The organism is Methylomonas rhizoryzae (assembly GCF_008632455.1).
Lineage (GTDB): Bacteria > Pseudomonadota > Gammaproteobacteria > Methylococcales > Methylomonadaceae > Methylomonas > Methylomonas rhizoryzae.
In genome coordinates this window covers 2,035,593-2,055,345 of sequence record NZ_CP043929.1, presented here as the reverse complement: position 1 = coordinate 2,055,345, position 19,753 = coordinate 2,035,593, and the positions used below count along the sequence as shown (strand labels likewise).

Annotated in this window: 20 protein-coding genes; 7 read left to right on the top strand and 13 right to left on the bottom strand. The window is 52.8% G+C overall.

All coding sequences use genetic code 11. The features are described 5' to 3' along the window. Nucleotides 1-28 precede the first annotated feature (28 nt). The 5 genes from F1E05_RS09410 to F1E05_RS09390 all read right to left on the bottom strand — a co-directional run bounded on the left by F1E05_RS09410 (nt 29) and on the right by F1E05_RS09390 (nt 2,568). Nucleotides 29-1,036 (bottom strand): peptidylprolyl isomerase, encoded by a 1,008-nt coding sequence (locus F1E05_RS09410; protein ID WP_150048046.1) that lies wholly within the window; start codon nt 1,034-1,036, stop codon nt 29-31. A 4-nt stretch (nt 1,037-1,040) separates the two neighbouring features. Next, nucleotides 1,041-1,316 carry a BolA family protein gene (locus F1E05_RS09405; protein ID WP_150048045.1) on the bottom strand — a complete coding sequence of 92 codons (276 nt, stop codon included), beginning with the start codon at nt 1,314-1,316 and terminating at the stop codon, nt 1,041-1,043. Then, the gene (locus F1E05_RS09400; RefSeq protein ID WP_150048044.1) at nt 1,313-1,615 is read right to left on the bottom strand and encodes a YciI family protein; all 303 of its coding nucleotides are present in this window, start codon (nt 1,613-1,615) and stop codon (nt 1,313-1,315) included. The genes F1E05_RS09405 and F1E05_RS09400 overlap by 4 nt, the downstream gene beginning before the upstream one ends. Beyond that, the gene (locus F1E05_RS09395; protein WP_150048043.1) at nt 1,615-2,160 is read right to left on the bottom strand and encodes a septation protein A; all 546 of its coding nucleotides are present in this window, start codon (nt 2,158-2,160) and stop codon (nt 1,615-1,617) included. Before F1E05_RS09395 ends, F1E05_RS09400 begins: the two co-directional genes overlap by 1 nt. Nucleotides 2,161-2,244: 84 nt before the next feature. Beyond that, on the bottom strand, nt 2,245-2,568 hold the full coding sequence (locus tag F1E05_RS09390; RefSeq protein WP_150048042.1) for a hypothetical protein: 324 nt from the start codon (nt 2,566-2,568) through the stop codon (nt 2,245-2,247). A 119-nt stretch (nt 2,569-2,687) separates the two neighbouring features. Here F1E05_RS09390 and F1E05_RS09385 point away from each other — a divergent pair, with 119 nt between their 5' ends. The 3 genes from F1E05_RS09385 to F1E05_RS09375 are packed head-to-tail and all read left to right on the top strand — an operon-like array spanning nt 2,688 to nt 5,323. Next, nucleotides 2,688-2,990: a DUF1244 domain-containing protein gene (locus F1E05_RS09385; protein WP_150048041.1), complete on the top strand. Its 303-nt coding sequence runs from the start codon at nt 2,688-2,690 to the stop codon at nt 2,988-2,990. After that, nucleotides 2,987-3,718, top strand: coding sequence for a class I SAM-dependent methyltransferase (locus tag F1E05_RS09380; protein ID WP_150048040.1), 732 nt, complete (start codon nt 2,987-2,989; stop codon nt 3,716-3,718). The genes F1E05_RS09385 and F1E05_RS09380 overlap by 4 nt, the downstream gene beginning before the upstream one ends. A 45-nt stretch (nt 3,719-3,763) precedes the next feature. Next, nucleotides 3,764-5,323, top strand: coding sequence for an SPOR domain-containing protein (locus F1E05_RS09375; RefSeq protein WP_150048039.1), 1,560 nt, complete (start codon nt 3,764-3,766; stop codon nt 5,321-5,323). Nucleotides 5,324-5,357: 34 nt separating this feature from the next. Here the strand turns inward: F1E05_RS09375 and F1E05_RS09370 are convergent, their stop codons facing one another. Beyond that, complete coding sequence (locus F1E05_RS09370) at nt 5,358-6,389, bottom strand: helix-turn-helix transcriptional regulator (protein WP_150048038.1); 1,032 nt, start codon at nt 6,387-6,389, stop codon at nt 5,358-5,360. 320 nt (nt 6,390-6,709) lie between these two features. Here F1E05_RS09370 and F1E05_RS09365 point away from each other — a divergent pair, with 320 nt between their 5' ends. Together F1E05_RS09365 and F1E05_RS09360 are read left to right on the top strand one after the other, a co-directional pair. Next, nucleotides 6,710-7,231: a hypothetical protein gene (locus F1E05_RS09365; protein WP_150048037.1), complete on the top strand. Its 522-nt coding sequence runs from the start codon at nt 6,710-6,712 to the stop codon at nt 7,229-7,231. 157 nt (nt 7,232-7,388) lie between these two features. Continuing rightward, the gene (locus tag F1E05_RS09360) at nt 7,389-8,426 is read left to right on the top strand and encodes a hypothetical protein (protein ID WP_150048036.1); all 1,038 of its coding nucleotides are present in this window, start codon (nt 7,389-7,391) and stop codon (nt 8,424-8,426) included. Between the two features lie 74 nt (nt 8,427-8,500). Here the strand turns inward: F1E05_RS09360 and thiE are convergent, their stop codons facing one another. The 4 genes from thiE to F1E05_RS09340 all read right to left on the bottom strand — a co-directional run bounded on the left by thiE (nt 8,501) and on the right by F1E05_RS09340 (nt 12,573). After that, nucleotides 8,501-9,121: a thiamine phosphate synthase gene (gene thiE, locus F1E05_RS09355; RefSeq protein ID WP_150048035.1), complete on the bottom strand. Its 621-nt coding sequence runs from the start codon at nt 9,119-9,121 to the stop codon at nt 8,501-8,503. Beyond that, on the bottom strand, nt 9,118-9,900 hold the full coding sequence (thiD, locus tag F1E05_RS09350) for a bifunctional hydroxymethylpyrimidine kinase/phosphomethylpyrimidine kinase (protein WP_150048034.1): 783 nt from the start codon (nt 9,898-9,900) through the stop codon (nt 9,118-9,120). The genes thiE and thiD overlap by 4 nt, the downstream gene beginning before the upstream one ends. After that, a complete protein-coding gene (locus F1E05_RS09345; protein WP_150048033.1) occupies nt 9,897-11,861 on the bottom strand; it encodes a BRCT domain-containing protein in 1,965 nt (654 codons plus the stop codon). The genes thiD and F1E05_RS09345 overlap by 4 nt, the downstream gene beginning before the upstream one ends. Nucleotides 11,862-12,072: 211 nt before the next feature. Beyond that, complete coding sequence (locus F1E05_RS09340) at nt 12,073-12,573, bottom strand: transcriptional repressor (RefSeq protein ID WP_150051900.1); 501 nt, start codon at nt 12,571-12,573, stop codon at nt 12,073-12,075. A 230-nt stretch (nt 12,574-12,803) separates the two neighbouring features. Between F1E05_RS09340 and F1E05_RS09335 the strand changes: the two genes are divergently transcribed. After that, a complete protein-coding gene (locus F1E05_RS09335; RefSeq protein ID WP_150048032.1) occupies nt 12,804-14,057 on the top strand; it encodes a diguanylate cyclase domain-containing protein in 1,254 nt (417 codons plus the stop codon). A gap of 19 nt (nt 14,058-14,076) precedes the next feature. Here the strand turns inward: F1E05_RS09335 and ppdK are convergent, their stop codons facing one another. The 3 genes from ppdK to F1E05_RS09320 all read right to left on the bottom strand — a co-directional run bounded on the left by ppdK (nt 14,077) and on the right by F1E05_RS09320 (nt 18,524). Then, nucleotides 14,077-16,809, bottom strand: a complete 2,733-nt coding sequence (gene ppdK / locus F1E05_RS09330) for a pyruvate, phosphate dikinase (RefSeq protein WP_150048031.1) — start codon at nt 16,807-16,809, stop codon at nt 14,077-14,079. A gap of 455 nt (nt 16,810-17,264) precedes the next feature. Continuing rightward, complete coding sequence (locus F1E05_RS20885; protein WP_408631330.1) at nt 17,265-17,525, bottom strand: transposase; 261 nt, start codon at nt 17,523-17,525, stop codon at nt 17,265-17,267. A 546-nt stretch (nt 17,526-18,071) separates the two neighbouring features. Continuing rightward, complete coding sequence (locus F1E05_RS09320) at nt 18,072-18,524, bottom strand: NUDIX domain-containing protein (RefSeq protein WP_150048030.1); 453 nt, start codon at nt 18,522-18,524, stop codon at nt 18,072-18,074. Between the two features lie 115 nt (nt 18,525-18,639). On the opposite strand from F1E05_RS09320, the gene F1E05_RS09315 reads away from it, so the two are divergent. After that, complete coding sequence (locus tag F1E05_RS09315) at nt 18,640-19,584, top strand: histone deacetylase family protein (protein WP_150048029.1); 945 nt, start codon at nt 18,640-18,642, stop codon at nt 19,582-19,584. Nucleotides 19,585-19,753: the final 169 nt, after the last annotated feature.

Genomic DNA, 19,753 nt, shown 5'->3' with positions numbered 1-19,753 from the left:
AATAGCTTTCCCCTACCCTAAGCCGTCGTTATTCGGCAGGTTGCGCTTTTTCCGCGCCGGATTGCGGCTCTTCCGCCGGTGGAATAACCTCCGGAGCCGCTGGTTGCGACGAACCTTCTACACCGGACTCGGCCGGGGCCGCGCTATCCGCGGGCGCTGGGCTAGTGGCCGGTTCCGGTGCGGCCGGAGCGGGAGTTTGCGGAGCCGGCTCGGGTGGCAACAACACTTCAACCTTCGCGGTTTTACGCAAATTTTCTATCATGTTTTGCGCTTTTTGCCGTTGCAGCATCGGCCTGATTTGTTCTTTGACCGCATCGAACGGCGGCGGCGTCAATGCTCTGGAGTCTTCCCGCAGAATGACATGCCAACCGAATTGAGTTTGCACCGGCTGTTTGCTGAATTGACCGTTTTGTAACGCAATCACGGCTTCAGAGAACGGCGGCACCATGCGGTCTGCGGTAAACCAGCCTAAATCCCCACCTTCGGACCCCATGGGATCGATGGAGTGCTTTTTAGCCAGTTCTTGAAAATTCCCGCCTTTTTCCAGGTCGGCGATTAATTTTTTCGCTTCGTCTTCGGTTTTGACCAAAATATGGCTGGCTTTATATTCCTCGCCCATGTTGGCCATTTTAGAATCGTATTCGGCTTTGATTTCGTCGTCGGTAACCGGATTGGCTTTCAAATAGTCCTGCAGAGCGGCTTGCGACAACAGCGAATTTTTGACCGTCTCCATGCGCTCCATCACTTCCGGCGACTTGTCCAATTGCTTTTGCAGCGCTTGTTGAATCAACAGCTCGCGTTGAATGAGTTCTTCCAATAATTGCTCTTTCGGAAAACTCTGGCCTTGGCTACGTTCCGCGATCTCTTTTTCCAAAGTCGCCAAGGTTTTTTTGCTGATGTAAACACCGTTTACCGACGCAACGGCGTCTTCTCTGGCTACCACTGGGGCGGTTGAGGCATCCTTGTTCTTATCTTCTGAACAACCCGGCAACAACGCAACGCCGGCCAAAATTAATGGGATAAATTTCAGTTTCATGTAGTTAATTTCCTTTGTTATTTTCTGAGGGGGTTAACGCGTTGATACCCAGGGCATGAATCTCCTCTTTCATCATGTCGCCGAGAATTCGATAAACTAATTGATGTCTTTGTACCAGCGACTTACCTTCGAACTGGTCGGAAACGACGGTGACATTGAAATGTCCGCCGCCGCGCTGATTGCCGCCGTGGCCGGCATGCGCGGCGCTATCGTCGATGATTTCAATTAATTCAGGTTTAAGCGCTTGATCGAGTAGCTGTTTGATGGAATTTGCTGTCATTTTGGCAATACTTGTTTGAAAGGTTTAACGGTTACACCGGCGTATACGCCGGCAGTCAGATAAGGATCTTGATCGGCCCATTGCCTAGCCTCGCTTAAGCTGGAAAACTCGGCAACGATAAGGCTACCGGAAAATCCCGCCGCGCCCGGTTCCTCGCCGTCGATGGCGGGAAACGGACCGGCCAGAACCAAGCGCCCCTGGCTTTGCAAAGCGGTGAGACGGGCCAAATGATCCGGCCTAGCCGCCAAACGACGCTCCAAACTATTCGGTACGTCTTCACCCACGATCGCATACAGCATTATTTTTTCACCTCTGTTTCTTCAGGCGCATACTTATACAAGAAAATCATCTGCACGACGATGAAAACCAACATCAAACCGGGAACCCCGAATGTTTTGAAGTTAACCCAAGCGTCGGTATCGTAATGGTTCATCACGTATAGATTCAAGCAACCGACCCCGATAAAAAACAATGCCCAACTTACGTTCAAGCGTTTCCAGATAACCGCAGGCAACGTCAAACTCGCTCCCATCATGCGTTCGATAAAGGTTTTGTTGCCGATGAATTGACTGGTTAAAAATGCTGCACCAAACAACCATTCGATGATGGTCAGCTTCCATTTGATAAATTGCTCGTCCTGCAAATACAGGGTTGCTCCGCCCATCACCAAAATCAACCCCAGCGTAATCCACTGCATGGTTTCCACTTTACGATATAACAGCCAGTAAATCGCCACTTGCACGACGGTCGCGGCAATGACAACGCCTGTAGCGATATAAATGTCGTACCACTTATAAGTTATAAAAAACAGAATAATCGGGAAGAATTCTAAAATAGGCTTCATTAGTACTGTATGAAAGATGGATTAATTATCTAGTAAATTAGCTGAGAAGCTGTAAAACGCGGTAGCAAGGCATGATTTAGCTGTTCACGCGTAATAATCGACACGGGTTATCGTCTGTTCGAGCTGCGTCAATGCCGCTTGATCGCGGATTTGGTTGTAAGCCGATACGGCTTTGCGCGCTTTCGGATTGGATTGAGAATAACCGTCTTCCTGGCTTAAACCGGCCTTTTCCAAGGCATTTTTGATTTGATCCGGCGTAGAAGCGGGTACCAGCTGACTGCCCGGCTGCGCGACTGCGTTAGGATCGCTAACGGCGCCGTTCTGATTTTCCCCCGCACCCGTTTGTTCCGCCTTCAAATACCCGGCAGCGTACGGAGTCAACGATGAGCTGTGGATGATGGGGTTCACAATTCGCTGTCGGCAGAGCTGTCGATCGGGAGGCCAATTGTAGTGAGAATATCGCTAAATGTACATGAGCGGAAATACTTTGCTGCTAGAATGCCCGCTTTTACGATGGGAGCCATAACATGCAAGAACCAGCCGTCGAACTGGAAGCCGCTACCTTCCGCAGCCTGATCAAACACCTGCAACAGCACCCTGAGGTCCAAAACATCGACTTAATGATTTTGGCGGATTTTTGCCGCAATTGCTTGGCGAAGTGGTACGCCGCGGCCGCCCGGGAACGCGGTCTGGACATCGATTACGAAACGGCCCGCGAAGTCGTCTACGGCATGCCCTACAGCGAATGGAAGTCCCGTTTCCAAACCGAAGCGACCCCGGAACAACAAGCCGCCTACGACGCCAAACAAAAACTAAAATCTCAATCATGACAGCCGATAACCATTACGATTCGATGTTCACCGGCATCATCGGCCAGGAATATCAAATGCTGAAGTTGATTTGTCCTTACGCGGCTGAAATGAGCCGTTTAGTGGGCTTGGAAATCGGGAAATATTGCGAAACTCGGCAACAACCGCAGCTTATCGTCGAGTTGGGCGGCGGTACCGGCATAACCACCTTGTCGCTATTAACCGCCTGCAATAACACCCGGGTATACAGCATAGACAGCGCAGCCACCATGCAAGATCAAGCCAAGCAAAGTTTACATGCCTGGGAGCAAAGCGGCCGCCTGGAGTTCTGCATGAACGACGCGCTAACCGCATTACGCGCGTTGCCGAATGCCGGCGCGGACGCGATTGCTTCGGCCTATACCCTGCACAATTTTGCGGCCGATTATCGTGCGGCCGTTATTCCGGAAATATACCGGGTGCTGAAGCCGGGCGGATTATTCGTCAACGGCGATCGGTACGCGCTGGACGATGCTGCGGCGCATACGCGCAACACCCAAAACGAGGTCGCGGGTTATTTCAAAGTATTAACGGAAATCAACCGCTTGGATTTGTTGGAACACTGGATCATCCATTTATTCAACGACGAATCGGAAAACCACATTATGCGGGAGGGGGTTGCATTGGCTCAGCTGAAACAAGCCGGCTTTCGAAACCCGGAATTGAAATTGCGCCACGACGTCAACGCGCTGATAACCGCTATCAAGTAATCCGTCGCCGCCATCTCCCGGCGAAGTTAAGGTACGAGGTTCACCATGGCCGAAAAGCTAGACAAATCAGGTTCCAAATCGGCCGACGACTTCGCCGACGACTTAGACTCCATGTTCAACCTGGATGACGCCGATCTGCCCAAGGCGTCTTTGGCGGACGATAGCGATGCCATCGATCGCTTGTTGGACGAAAACGCCTTTAGTGCCGCCGATGAACCCGCCTTCGAAGAGGACATCCCGGCACAAGCCGATGTCCCGGCCGGCAGCCGGATTATCGATGATCCGGAATACGACGAATTCGGCGAAGACTTGGACGACATGCTTGACGAAACACCGCCGCAACCAAGCTCAGCAGCCTTTCGAGCCCGGGAAGCCGACGACGTCTTGGAGCAAATGGTCGAGATCGACGAATTTTCCGACAATACTGAGGTTACGGCCGAAGACAATGCCGATTTTCTAATGGCCGACTTCGACATTACCGCAGACGACCGGCCAAGCGCGGCAGCCTCATCCCGAGACGCAGCCGAGTTAGCGCTAACGGCCGAGGAGATTGTTGCAGCCGCTGAGCCCGAGTCGGCCGAGACAGAAGACATCGTTGCCGAATTCGACGACTCGGCGGAGGAACCCGCATCGTTTGAACCAGACCAGCCGCAAGTCCCGCAAATTCCGGCGGCGTCTAACCTCCCTCGCGCCGAAAATACCCCGCCTAATCCGCCAATTGCGCCGTCGGTAGATTACGCCGGAATCATCGCCGGCCTGGAAAAACAACTACAAGAACTCAAGCAAAAACAGCTACATATCACCCAGGACCTACATCTAAAAAGCGACAAAGAAGAGTTGCACTCGTGCCTGGAAGACTTGGAAAAACTACAAAGCGAACAACGTAAAGCCAAGCGCAACATCGATCAATTACTGGAAAAAAAACCGGTTTCCGCCTATGTCGCCAACGGCTTGGCCGTATTGGCCTTGATAGTAGGCGGCAGTCTGGGTTATCAGGGCTACGTGGCTAAAGCGCAAGTCGGACAAGTAGTCGAAGCCTACCAGGCGCTACAGGCTCAGGTAGTCGCCGCACCGGCCGCCGACGCCGCCGAGAAAGAAATGTTGCGCAACCAACTGGACGAATTGGCTAGAACCAATAGCGTCAATTCCCAGCAAATCGCCGAACTTAGCAAATTGTTACCCGCCGGCAGCGGGGCGGATAAACCGGTCGGCGAACTGGGCGATCAATTTGCCAAATTAAACGATCAAGACATGCAAATGGGCGCCGCCATCGAATCGTTGCAACACAAGATTGCCGCGCTGGAAAAAGGCAAACCGGTAACGGCGGCGGCTAAACCGGCGCCGAAAAAACCGGCTCCGGAGCCGGAAAATTGGGCGGTGAATCTCATCGCTTTCAAACAAGACTGGTATGCCAAACGGAAGGCGGAGGAATACGCCGGCAAAGGCGTGCCGGCCAAGGTCAGCAAGACCGAAAACAAGGGTGAAGTTTGGTATAGGCTCAGCGTAGACGGCTTTAACAGCCAATACGATGCGGCGGCCTACGCGGCGAAAATCAAAAAGACCTTGAATTTGGACTCGGTGTGGGTCGCCAAGGTTAAAAACTAACCCCGCCGCCATATTGTTTACATCCTCGGCGTAACTAGCCGCTAATCAATGCCGCCACCAATTCCACTCGGTTGGCTACCTTCAACTTGTTATAAATATGTTGCGAATGGCCAATCACTGTACGTTCGCTGATATTCAATTTGTCGGCAATCTTGGCATGGGAATCGCCCAGTGCCAGAGCCAAGGCTACTTGAGACTCGCGTAAGGATAGCGGCTGATTTTTCAAGCCGATTGAAAAGCAAAGCGGCAACGGTGCCAAGCGATGTATAGTAGCGGCATAAATACCGCTTTTGCCGACTGCCGCAGCTTCCAACCATCGCGCTCTGAACTCGAAACGTCCCCAACGATTACACCGACGAACGATAGCCGGTTCGGCATCCGCATCATCGTCAATCCGGGCAGGCAGTTTTTCTGCCAAGGTTTTCAGAATCTGCTGCAAGAGCGGGTTAAGGGGAGGGATATACCAACCACGGCCGGTTTGCTGGCGACGCTCCAAGGCATAATCCAGGAGTTTGGGCGCCAAACCGTCCGCATACAAGACTTTAGCGGATTCGAAAACAATCAACCCCTGCTCGACATCTACCCAATTGTTCCGCCATTCGCTAACAGGTTGCTCCATCGCACGAGTCAAAAATGGGATCAGTCGCCATAGGGTATCTTCTTCGGACTTGCTAAAACCAGCTTCGCTGCTGGGTCTGTTGATGGTCAAAATGCCTATGATGCCGTCCTTGTTCATCAGCCTTAAATGCAAATGGTGATGCATCTGTGAAGGCTGGGTGATACAGCGGTAAAATTCGTGCGCTAGGTACTCATGCCAACCCACCCGCAACCATTGCTCCGAACGACTGATCAGCGGCAGCTTAGCGATTTCCCTACCGGACAAAAACAGTTCCTGCATACGGTCTTTTTGATAATACTCGGAAACCAGTAACGCTTGGACGTCCTCCGCGTTGGGAAAAGACCAATCGGAAAATCCGTCCAAGCCTTGCAGTCGGTCGTTATAGCAAACGAAGCTGGCTTGTGGGAATGGCACTAAGGTCCGCAAGGCCTGAAATAAATCCGGCATAAGTACCCTCCAATCCAAACCTAGACTACAGAGCAAACGCAGATGATTTTCCTGTCGGCGTTTCAAATGCTTATATGTCCGCACGGTTTAACTCCTAGCAAAAAAACCGCAATCTATCCCGAATAGGATCACCGTCCAGTCTTTTACATATTAAATTTCCATTAAAAACAATTATAAGCAGCGATTTCACCGGTAGATAGAATGAAAACGGTAACAAATTACGGTGTTTTTTTCTAACGGGCAAAACTATCTTAAAAAATGGTGCCAGCCAAATTAACCAATCGATAAAACATAAAGTGAAATTATGCAGGAGCACAATCATGAGTTTTCGTATTTTAACGGCAACACATTCCAACATTCGAATTGCCAATTCCCCACTGGATAATGTTGGCATTCCCTACTTACCGTTCCAGATCAAACCAGCTGGATTATCGCCGCTTAAACGAGGGGCATTGTCCTTCGGCTTGCTGAGCGTACTGTGTCTGGCATCCGCTATGCCGGTCCGGGCCGAGTTCAATGCCAAGCAATGCACGGCCCAGATCAAGGCCAAAAATACCAGCCCGAATCACAACATTAAAATTGACAAACTATCGACCGCCGCCGGCCCGATATACGTCTATGGGTCACGCAGCCCCAGTAATCCGCATCGCGTTTTGGACAACAGCGGCGCTTACGAAACCTGGACGGTTGAACTGGATAGTCAATGGATAGATGACGAAGGCACCGGTTGCAAGCAAAACCACCGAGTAAAAGTCGATTTACTTCGCGACGGTAATAAGTGCAGCGACATCAAATTCCCTACGTCAACGGAGAATCATCCAATCCCAAGGATAACTTCGTGAATCCCAGCAAGGGCGGGGCGATTTTCAATATCGGCGATTTACAAAAAGCCTACGAAGATTGTCTGACGGACAAAAAATGTGATTGCAATGGACCGCGCAATCAATAGCTTCAACTGTTTTCTTAAAGCACTGCATCTTTTTAATTTTGGAAACAACTATGACCTTAAAGAAAAACGCGAAATACTTACAAATTGCAATTCCGATGGCAGTAATGCTGGGCGGAAACATTCCCGACGCCTCGGCTTTAACGACACCCGGCGTTACGCCTCTGGGAAAGCCAACCATGATAACTAACAACTATGGCTTAGTGAGTTTTCAACCGCAAACCTTTTTCCTGGCGAATATTCCATCAGAGTTCCGGCATTACTTTACCAGTCAAGTTAACCCTAACGATCCCAAGACTACCGGACAAGTCATTGATGAAAACCTTGATGGAGATAACATAGCAGGAGAATTGGTCGAATACGGAAACTACGCCCCCAAAAGCGTATCGCAAGCTACCGTAGAAAACACCGGCTTATATTTGTCCTATGCAGAATATAATAAGAACTTCAGAGATCCTGAGATATGGGGGGTGGCGAGCGACACCACTTTTATCCAAAGCTTCAGGAAGGACAGTGCCGATGCGCAATTAAAATTCACGATCACTGCGGCGGAATTGAAAACCGAGTTTGACTTTGGTACTGGAATTGCCGATTTCACAACCGACATTAGAGCTTGGGACAATTCAGACGAATTTACATTAGGTGAGAAGCCATTTGCCGAATTTCATCAACATGCAGGCATCCACGACCAATATGGCGGCCTTTATTACCCGAGCTTCACCTCGTTGGAAAAATCCGGGCCGATGACCTATGCCGAAGAAACAGATTCAACAAATGGCTCCCATTTTCATAAGGTCAAATTTGATCCTTACACGGGCACACTGGATTTATCGAGTATTGACGTCGGCGAGGAATTTACCGTCGAAATGTATTCAATGGCTCTGGCCATGGGAATGTACGGTGAATTCGGTCAAAGTGCCGCTTACTTTAAAGACCCCTTGTCGCAGACAGGTGGCGTACAACTGGAAGTGATTGGCCTGACTCCGACCGACAATCCCCGTGTCCCCGCAGTCCCTTTACCCGCGTCTGTGTGGCTGTTCGTTACAGGTATTTTAAGCTTGCTTTTGCAACAAAGGCATCGTGTCGTTTGAAAATAGGCTTGCTACACCATGCATAGACATGGGTCATAGAAAAGGCACGCAAAACAATGATCTTCAACCAAGCACTAGGTAAATAACGCACAATAATCTCGCGCCGCCTGCTCCGGTGCGTAATCGAACAATCCGCCTATCACTGCCAACACGTCGGCGCCGGCCTGCAACAGCTGGCCGGCGTTGTCCGGCAATATCCCGCCTATCGCCACGATAGGCAGCGACAAACGCTGTTTGGCCAGCCGCAACGTCTCTACCTCGGCCTTGGTTGCCAGAGGTTTGCTACCGGACGGAAAAAAACGTCCGAATGCCACGTAGTCCGCCCCGGCCCGCGCGGCCTGTTCGGCTTTTTGCAAATCGTTATAGCACGACACGCCGATAATTGCCCCCGGCGGCAAGCGGCGGCGCGCTTCATGGAGTTCGCCGTCCTCCTTACCCAAATGCACGCCGTCGGCACCGGCCGCCAACGCCAAATCGACACTGTCGTTAATCACCAGTGGCACTTGAAACGCGTGGCACAAAGCGGTCAGATCGGTCGCTAATCGATAGGCCGCGGCATCTTGCCGATGTTTGTCCCGGTACTGCACCACGGCGGCACCGCCTTTCAATGCCGCCTCCACCTCGGCCAGGATTTTGCTTGGGGATTTGCCTTCGCTCTGGGTAATTGCGTATAAGCCGCGAGCCGGAAATTTCATGGCTCTATCCAAAACAAACGATCGGGATTATGTTGCCCGTGTCCGGTACGATAGGCATTTTCCAGAGACTGCCAGACAAAGTCTTGGGCTTCCAGCACCGCATTGAAGACATCCAGGCCCTGCGCCAACAAAGCGGCAATCGCCGCCGCCAAGGTACAACCGGATCCGTGATAATGGTGCGGCAAACGCTGCCAATGAAACACTTCGCGTAAGCCGTCCGGCATGAACAATCGGTTGTCTACTTGTTCGCTATTTTCGTGAGTGCCGGTGATCAACACATAGTTTGCGCCTTTATCCTGTAAAAATGTCCCGCATGCGGGCAAATCATCCAAACCGGCCAATTTTCTGGCTTCCGGGCTGTTGGGGGTCACAATCGTAGTCAGCGGCAATAAGCGGTTTAGCACCGTTTCTATTAAACGCCGTTCGGATAAATCCATGCCACCGCCGGCGGCCAAAACCGGATCCAACACGACCGGCACCCCCGGACACTCCTGCAAAATTTCCCCGACCGCCTCGGCAATCCCGGCGCTACCGAGCAAACCGATCTTTATCGCCGACACGGTAACATCGGCCAGCAACGTGCGGGCCTGAGCCAATAGATGCTCCGCAGATTGCGGAAACAGCCGTTTAACGTTACCGGTATCCTGTTCGGTCAATGCAGTGATGACGCTGACTGCGTGGCAGCGGTGACTGACTATCGCTTCGATATCGGCTTGCACGCCGGCACCGCCGCAAGGGTCGTGACCGGAAAAACACAATACGACAGGACGCTCGCTCATGCTTGTTCCCCTTCACTTGCCAGCAATTCGAGAAACTCCTGCTCGCTGATCACTTGCACGCCTTTGTCGCGGGCGGAATTCAATTTTGTCGCCCCGACGTTTTCGCCGGCAACCAGATAATCGGTTTTTGCCGAAACCGAGCTGCCGACTTTGGCGCCTTTGGCTTTGGCTTGCTTGCTCAACTCGTCGCGGCTGCCGGAATGCAGGGTACCCGTGAACACCAAGGTTTTGCCCGCCAGCGGGCGACCGCTCGGGCCGGACGCATCTCGCTGGGTTGCTTGCAAATTGAAGCCGATCATCAACAGCGCGTCGAATAACGGTTTGATAGCGGCAAACCCTTCGGTGATAACCGCTGCGGTTTTTTCCGCAAAACCTTCGACGCCGACGATATCGTTTTCCGATAATCCAAAAATATCGCTTAACCGGTAATGAGCCAGCAAACGTTCGCAATTGCCCAGCCCCATGCGAAATACGCCAAAAGCCGCTAAAAACCGCCAATCTTCGACCGCTTCCAGGCGGCTGCGCTGTAATTGCTCGACCAGGTTAATCGACTGCTTGGGACCAAAACCCATCGCTTCGAATTGCGCGGCAGTGAGCGCGTAGATTTCGTCCACCCGGCGGATACCTGCCTCGTAAAGCTTTTTGATCGTCGCAGCACCGAAACCGTCGTTGTTTTTCAATACCCGAAAAAAATGCTCCATGCTGTTGGCAATTTGGGCGGGACACGCCAGATTATTGGGACACACCAAGTAATCGTTGTCCCAGATCAATTCATGCCGACAGCTCGGACAGTGTTCGGGAACCTTGGGCTCGGCTGCAATCAATACCTGTTCTATTTTCGGAATCACTTCGCCGGAACGCGCCAAGCGGATCAGAGTACCCGGCCCAATACCCTTTTCCAAAACCATTTTGTAATGATGCGCGGTAGCGCGCGACAACAACGCCCCGCTCAGCCGCACGGGTTCCAATTCCGCTACCGGCGTCACCCGGCCGGAACGCGAGGTCTGCGGAATCACGTCGACGACTCTTACTTCGGCGCTGGCTAGGTTTTCTTTGTAAGCCAATTGCCAACGGTGATGATGGCGGGTTGCCCCCATATATTGCTTGAGCGCCTCGTCGACGATCTCCAGAATTACTCCGTCGACGTCGTAATCCAGCGTGTGCCAAATCGATTTGACGATATCGTTGAAATTCGCCCGCAACTCCAGCCAGCTTCCTTGCCAGCCGGGCAACAATGCGAAGGGATAAAATACCGCCGCCCCGTCCTTAATCGCTTGTTCGGCATGTTCGTCCAGTTCCTTTTCTTTTATCACGCTAGCTTGAAAGTTGCGCGGATTGTCGAAAAAGGCCGACAGCTTGGCGTCGAAATAGGTGCGACTGACTACGATTTCCCCCTGCCCCAAGCCGCGTTCGCCGCGATTGGCAACTTGCAAGCCGCGCTCGAACACGCGGGTAATGTCGGTGCCTTTACGGCCGTCGCCGCGCGTATACAACGTATGTCCGTCGTCGTAGGCGGCGTAACCGTCCAGTTTAGGCGTCACCTTGATGATCAATTCGGCAAAATCCATAGCGCGCTCTTGCGCCGCCTTCTCTATTCTCGCCGCCCATCGTTCGACTTCCTCCAGACTGTAGGCTTTATCGGTAGACAGCATGGTAACCGGCAAATCTACGGTTTTACCGGCGAAAACCGGCTCCGGCTCTACGCTTTCCAATAAGGGATGTTCAGGATGCCGGCTTTGCAATTGGGCCAAAAACACGAAATCGTAGTCGGCGTCGCTTACCGCCGGTTCGCCGCCTCGGTACAAAGCATTAGCCAATTGCAGAAATTCCACCAACTCGGCGTCGCTTAAAGACTCTACCGAGTCAGGCTGCCGACATATGGCACAAAACCCGGATTCGGTTAAATGGGAAAAATTCAAACCAGCCTGGGCAATCAGCTGTTTTTGACTGGAATTCAGCATGGCGGCAGCAATATAAAGGAAGGCAAAGCGGACGGTGCATTATAGTCGATGCACCCGGCGGCATAGATAAAAAAGGGCGGGATAATCCCGCCCAAATACCTATCTTTCAAGAGGATCATGTCAACGGTAGGAAACATTGACATGGTTTAATTTTACCGTTGCGGCTCCCGATCGTTTTGATTTAGATCAAGCTTAGCGCAATCATCGCGCCTCAGCGTTCGGCATCCGCCTCTCGGCAATTTTTGCACAAGCCTTGAATTTCCAAGGTTTTGTATTGCGCTTTGAACCCGGCTAGTTCGAGTTCGTCGGCCAATGCGGCAAAGACCGGCGCCGCCAATCTTTCCTCGACGTTTTGACAACATCTGCAAATCAGCAACAATTGATCGTGTTGAGTTCCGGAACGCCGGCATCCCACAAACGCATTCAAGCTTTCGATACGGTGGATCAGGCCGTGTTCCAGCAGGAAATCCAACGCTCTATACACCGTGGCGGGTTTGGCAGCATCGTTGATCGGCCGAATGAGATCAAGCAAGTCGTAAGCCTTAATGGCTTTGTGGCTGTGCCAAATCAATTCCAACACTTTCAAGCGGATAGGCGTCAATTGCACGCCGCGCGCCAAACAGAGACGCTCGGCCTCCGACAAGGCGTCGCTGATACATTTGGCATGATCGTGTTCGGCCTTAAGGGCCGGAAAAAAAGGACCGTCTATCATTTGAAATAGTGACACAATTCATTTATCCGGCGAACATTCGCCCGTATTCTATATTTCACCTAGGGTAAAACTCCGCTGCACAAATTTTTGCTTAATACCGATCTCATGAACCCGATAAAGCGCTGGAATTATAATCAATCCGCTTCGAGTTGCATTAACCCCGTGTCCGGAAAACACCTTCCGGCGCCCCATTCCACTCACGCCCATTTCACTCGATACCGACGTTAACCATGAAAGACGCTGGTTTTGCGGTGTTTATACCGCTTTGGTTACTCATTGTAGGCAGTGCTTATTATTACCAAGCCGAAGACGACAAACAGTACGCCGATAAGATTGCCTATAAACAGGCTGAAATGTTTTTTCATCACATTCTGCTGATGCGCGAATGGAATGCCCGGCACGGCGGCGTTTACGCACCGGTTACCGCACAAAATCCGCCGGACCCTAATTTACAAACTAACGAAAGCACCATCATAGCCTCCGATGTCGGCGAGCTTACTCTCATTGCTCCCGGCTATATGACCCAGCAACTTGCCGAATTGGAGCACGGTCATTCGGGCATCCAGTTTCACATTACCCGGTTAGAGCCCTCGCTCCCGGAAAATACCGTCGACGAATGGGAACGTACTGCTTTACACGCCCTACAAAACGGCCGGAGCGAATATAAATCGCTAAGCGACATCGGCGGTGTCGCCTATTACCGCTATATGGCCCCGCTTGAATCGGAACAAAACTGTTCAACATGCCCTCCCGCCGGCAATCTTCGCAGCGGCATCAGCGTCAGTATTCCGGCCGCCAATATCGATAGCTTTGTCGCCGACCGTATAGAGCGTTTGAAACGGGCGCATCTACTCATCGCAGCTGCCGGTTTGGTTGCCGTGTTGTTTGCCTATTGGACGCAATCCAGACTCAACAAGCGCTTACACAAAGCAAAATCTCACCTGCAACTGGCTTACCTGGATGCCTTAACCCTGCTGCCTAACCGGCGTTATTACGACGCCTTTTTACGCAAGGAATGGAAACGCGCGGCCAGACACGGGTATCCATTATCTATGATCATGATCGACATAGACTTTTTCAAAGCTTATAACGACAGTTTAGGCCATGCCGAAGGCGATCAATGTTTACGCACGGTAGCCAAGACCTTGCGCCGTTTTTTCAGACGCTCCGGCGATTTGATCGCCCGTTACGGCGGCGAGGAATTTTGCGTAGTCGCCGCCTGCGATAACGAGCAAATCTACCAGCTGGCGGAAGTGATGCGCCAAGCGGTAGAGAGTATGCATTTACCCCATCCGGATTCGAAAATATCCGCTTACGTCACGATCAGCTTAGGCGTGGCAACGTTGATACCCAAAGAAGACCGAAATTGCGCGGACTTGATGCTGTATGCGGATCAAGCCCTGTATACCGCAAAACACTCCGGCCGTAATCAAGTCGCAAAATACGCCGGATACGAACCGTGTAAACCGTTGACTACGCAATAAGTTTGACCATCTCCGGCCTTTATCGGCCGGACAGTTCCGCATGCGCCACGGCCAATCGGGCGACCGGTATCCGCGGCGCGGAACACGACACGTAGTTCAGACCCAATTGATGACAGAACTTTATCGAACGCGGATGGCCGCCGTGTTCGCCGCAAATCCCCACTTTCAAATCCGGCCGTTGTTCTCGCCCCAATTCCACGGCCATTTTCATCAGCTTACCCAAGCCCAATATATCCAAGGTTTCGAATGGGTTGTCCTGCAACAAACCGGAATCTTCGTATAAAGGCAGGAATTTGTTTTCCGCGTCTTCGCGCGAAAACGAAAACGTCGCTTGCGTCAGGTCGTTGGTCCCGAACGAGAAAAATGCCGCGTATTCCGCCAAGCGATCGGCTCGGGTACAAGCGCGAACCGTCTCTATCATCGTGCCGAATTTAAAGTTCAAATCGATTTTGTACTGCGCTTCGACTTCCGCCCGGATTTGATCGACGTACTCCCTAACTTTTTTAAGCTCTTGCGCGGTAATGACTTGCGGCACCATGATTTCCGGCTCTACCGGAATACGCTGTTTGGTGCAGATAGCGGCAGCTTCCAGAATGGAGCGAATTTGCATCCGATAAATTTCCGGATAACTCATGCCCAAGCGCACGCCGCGATGGCCCAGCATCGGGTTGACCTCGAACAATTCCAACACCTTGGCCAGCATCATTTCCTTTTTCCCAATCGCTTCCAGTATGGTTTCCTCGTTCAACAAGTGGAACGGCGCCGGCAAATCCGCATGGCCGTGCAGGGTTTCCAAGGTAACCCTTTGGCCTTTGACGATGGTCAAATAGTGCTTCAGGGCGTCGATTTCCTCCAACAGCTGATGTTCGTTCGGCAGGAATTCGTGCATCGGCGGGTCCAGCAAGCGCACGGTCACCGGATAAGGCGACATCGCCTCGAATAATTGCCGGAAATCGTCGCGCTGAATCGGAAACAGCTTGGCTAACGCGGCTTCCCGTTCCTGGGTATCTCTAGCCAAAATCATATCGATCACCAACGGCAGCCGGTCGACTGCATTGAACATACGCTCCGTCCGGCACAAACCTATGCCCTTGGCGCCGTAACTGGCGGCCAAGCGCGCCATCTCCGGCGTGTCGGCGTTCGCGTGCACCCGCAAGCGCGCGGTGTCGTCGGCCCAGCTGAGCAAGGTTTTCAGATCCTCGGAAAACTTGGGCGCTATGGTGGGAATACGCCCCATGTAGATACAACCGGTACCGCCGTCTATGGTAATCAAATCGCCTTCGCTGATTTGTATGTCGCCGACCACGGCCAAGCGGGTGCGCACGTCCACCCGAATATCTTCCGCACCGGCCACGCAGGCCTTGCCCATACCGCGCGCCACCACGGCCGCGTGCGACGTCTTGCCGCCGCGACTGGTCAACACCCCTTGCGCGGCGAAAAAGCCGTGGATGTCTTCGGGTTTGGTTTCTTCGCGCACCAAAATCACGTCTTCCCCGGCCTTACCCCATCTGACCGCGGTATCGGCGTCGAATACGCATTTGCCGCAGGCCGCGCCGGGCGACGCCGGCAAACCGCGGGCGATCGGTTCGCGCCCGTGGTCGGAAGCCAATTGCGGATGCAACAACTGTTCGAGCAGTTCCGGATTGATTCTGAGCAAAGCCTTATCTTTGTCGATTAAGCCCTCGTGCACCATGTCGATGGAGGTTTTCACCATGGCCGTCGCGTTCATTTTGCCGTTACGGGTTTGCAAGCAATACAACACGCCGCGTTCTATGGTGTATTCGTAATCCTGCACTTCCCAGTAGTGGGCTTCCAACTTGTTGCGCAACTCCACCAATTGCCGGTATTGTTCGGGCATCTCTTTGGCCATTTCGTGCACCGGTTTGGGGGTGCGAATCCCGGCCACCACATCCTCGCCTTGGGCGTTGACCAAGTATTCGCCGTACATCTCGTTGACGCCTGTACCCGGATTACGGGTAAAACCGACCCCGGTCGCGCAATCGTCGCCCATGTTGCCGAACACCATGGTCACGATGTTGACCGCAGTGCCGTTGGCTATGGCCGGCGTGATGTGAAATTCGCGCCGGTAATCGATGGCGCGTTTTCCCAACCAAGAGTTGAATACGGCCTTAATAGCGATTTCCAATTGCTCGTACACATCTTCCGGAAACGGCTGCCCGGTTTCCTCGTGTACCACTTGCAAAAACAGCTCGCTGATTTCCTGCAACTGATCGGCATTCAGAGCGACGTCCGCCTTGATACCGGCGTTGCGCTTGACCGCATTGAAGTGCACGTCGAACTTTTCGTCCTCCACGCCCAAGGCGACCTTGCCGAACAATTGAATGAAGCGCCGGTAGGCGTCGTATGCGAAACGGGGGTCGTCGGTCATCTCGATCAGGGCAGCCAATGTCTGCTTGTTCAAACCCAGATTCAAGATCGTGTCCATCATCCCAGGCATGGAAATCGCCGAACCGGAACGCACCGAGACCAACAACGGCTCGCTGGCGCCGCCGAATTGTTTGCCGGTAGTTTGCTCGATTTGGCCGATTTGCCAACGCACCTCCTCCATCAAGCCTGCCGGCAATTGCTTGTTTTCCAGATATTGCAAACAAGTCGCCGTGGTGATCACGAACCCGGGCGGCACGTTCAAGCCCAACTGGGTCATTTCGCACAGGTTGGCACCCTTGCCACCCAGTAATGCTTTGTTTTTTCCATCACCTTTATCAAATGCAAAGCTAAATTGCGGGTTCATCACTGACCTCGGAAAGTTAGGGGAAACTGGGGGAATTATAGTAGTTTGTGCAGGGTATATCGGCCGTTTGAGCCAAGATCAGCCGACATTTTGACTAATGGCTGCAAGAGCGGCCGCGGACTATAATCATTGGGTCAATCAAACGCTTGGAATTTCGCCGCCGGAAAATTCATAGTTTGGTTGAGAGAAGCATAATCGGTTTGTTACGACCCATTGCGGTCTATCATTCGATCTGTTTCAATGACAGCTATTTGATCGTTACCAGTCATAGTCGCCTATCGACAATGACACAAAAATAGAACGATTAAGGAACCTCTGAAAAACTGTCGTTTTGAGCGACAGCATTTCTTAAGATGGGTCAAAAACTTCAATAATCGAGCGTATTTTCATCAAAGCAGCCTGTTGCTCTCGCAAACAAGCCCCTTTCCTGGCCTATTTTCAAATTTCCGACGCAATCAGGCAGCGACGTTCATAGCATCGCCGCACAGCACGTTGGCAATCGCGGTCAAAAAGGTTAATCGAGCGGCGTTTTTGGCTAAACCGCGATAGCGATTTTTGGCGTAACCAAACCGGGCTCTAATGTCCCGAAACACGTGCTCGACTTTGGCCCGGCGGCTGGCCAGTTTGCCAGGGCGCATCGCAATGACACAGGCCGGTGGATTTTCGGTCGGCATCTCGGGGTTGGTCCAAGCCTTGATAGCCGGCGCGCCCTGCACGAATTGTTCTTCCGTGCAGCAAATGGGCGGCTTCGGCCACGTCGCTCACGTTCCCGGCGGCGACTTTGAGCGAAGCTCGGATGAGTAAAATGTTTGCATTGCCGGAGAAACGAGCGAATAACCCAAGAAGCTAAGGGCTGTCGCTACTCTCCCAATCAAGCATTGCAAATAATCTTGAACGACAGGTATGCATTTTACTGCGATCATTAAAGTCGAAGGCGCCGAAGTCAGAAAAGGGTCGGGACAAGACGATCATGCCTTGCCCTACCGAACGGTGAATTTTCCGAGCACTGAAATCCAACCAAACCAAACTGGACTTAACATTACATCCCAGTGGCTTTGATTCCAAGCTCAGAATGCAAATAGCCACAAAAAATGGCACATTGCGACGAAGGCAGGCTCAGAGCCGGACAGCGCGGCCCCTAACCTACCCTTGAACCCAGGCGGACGTCAAGCAGGATTGCCATCGGCGTGTGCGTCTGCAGATCGTAAATCCATGTCGTAGCGTCCGGCCCGGATGATGAGGATACGAAATGCTGACTCGGATCATTCGTCCTTTCCGGTTATGCGCAACGGCGCTACCCGGCCGCTGTTGATATAGGCTTGATAGTCGGCAAGTACCATGGCGTGATCGAACGCCAGTTGTTCCGGCAAATTGTCGAAGCTAAACAAACCGAAATTTTTCGCGTCGTCGCCGGCGACCGGCGTGCCGTGCGCTTGCGCCACGTATACGGCGGTAACGCTGTGGTTGCGCGGGTCGCGCTCCGGGTTGGAATAAATCCCCAGCAAGGCGATCAGGGTCACGTCGAGGCCGGTTTCCTCCTTGGCTTCGCGGATTGCGGCACGCTCTACCGTTTCGCCGACGTCGACGAAGCCGCCCGGCACCGCCCAGCCATAGGGAGGGAAGCCACGTTCTATCAACACGAACGGGCGTTGCGGATGATCGACCAATTCGATCAAAATATCGGCGGCAAGCAACGGGGTAACGGGTATAGGCATAATCCTGACTCTGGGTTGGACGGAGGAGTTAAAGATTTTAATCGCTAGACCAACGTTTAACCAGTTAAGCTGAGCTAAGCTATCGCCTCGTTCAGACCGTCAAGGAGTAAAGGTGATGACCATGCTTTACTACAGCCATAGCGATTTTCTGCTGCACGATACCGGCCCCGGCCACCCCGAATGCGCCGAGCGTCTGCGGGCGATAGAGCGTGTCATGCAGCGGCCGCCGTTCAACAGTTTGCGCCGCGCCACTGCCGAGATTCCGGCCGACATCGAAGACAAGCTGGCGTTGATTCATAGCCCGGCGATGATTTCCAGGGTATTGAACGGCATGCCGGGCGAAGGATACGCCCACTTCGACGCCGATACGGTCGCTTCGCCCGGCTCCAAACAAGCCGCACTCAGAGCGGTAGCCAGCGTTTGCGATGCAATCGACCGGCTGATGAGCGGCGACGCCGACAAAGCTTTTTGCGCGGTGCGCCCGCCCGGCCACCACGCCATGCCGAATTATCCGATGGGTTTTTGTCTGTTTAACAACGTCGCGATTGCCGCCGAGTATGCCCGCCGTCACCATGGCTTACAACGCATCGCCGTCGTGGATTTCGACGTACACCATGGCAACGGCAGCCAGGCGGCGTTTTACCAACAACCCCAGGTGATGTACGCTTCCAGCCACCAATGGCCGCATTATCCGGGCAGCGGCCATCCGTCGGAGCACGGCGCGGGCAACATCGTCAACGTGGCTTTGCCCACCGGAACCGACGGTACGGCCTTCAGAGAGAAATACCAAGAGATTATCTTACCGGCGGTGCGAAAATTTCGGCCGCAGTTACTGTTGGTCTCGGCCGGCTTTGACGCCCATAAAGACGATCCTTTGGCTTCATTACGCTTGAACGAAGCCGATTATGCCTGGGTCACGCAACAATTAGTCGAGATAGCCGACAGTTGTTGCGATGGACGCATGCTGTCGGCGTTGGAAGGCGGCTATAACCTCACGGCTTTGCCAGCCAGCGTCGCCGCCCACGTGGCGGCAATGGCCGGGCTTGAATCGGTGGATTGAATAGGTGCTCTGGCCGGGCGGAGCAGAACACACTAGCAAACCGACTCCGCTCATTCGGCTTGCTAGCCCTAAGGTTTAATCAGATTACCACGCGTGCCCACTGTGTTCGGGTGAGCACGCGCTTATGGTGCTGGCGCCTCAATTTTCGGTTATTAACCCCTTACCCAGC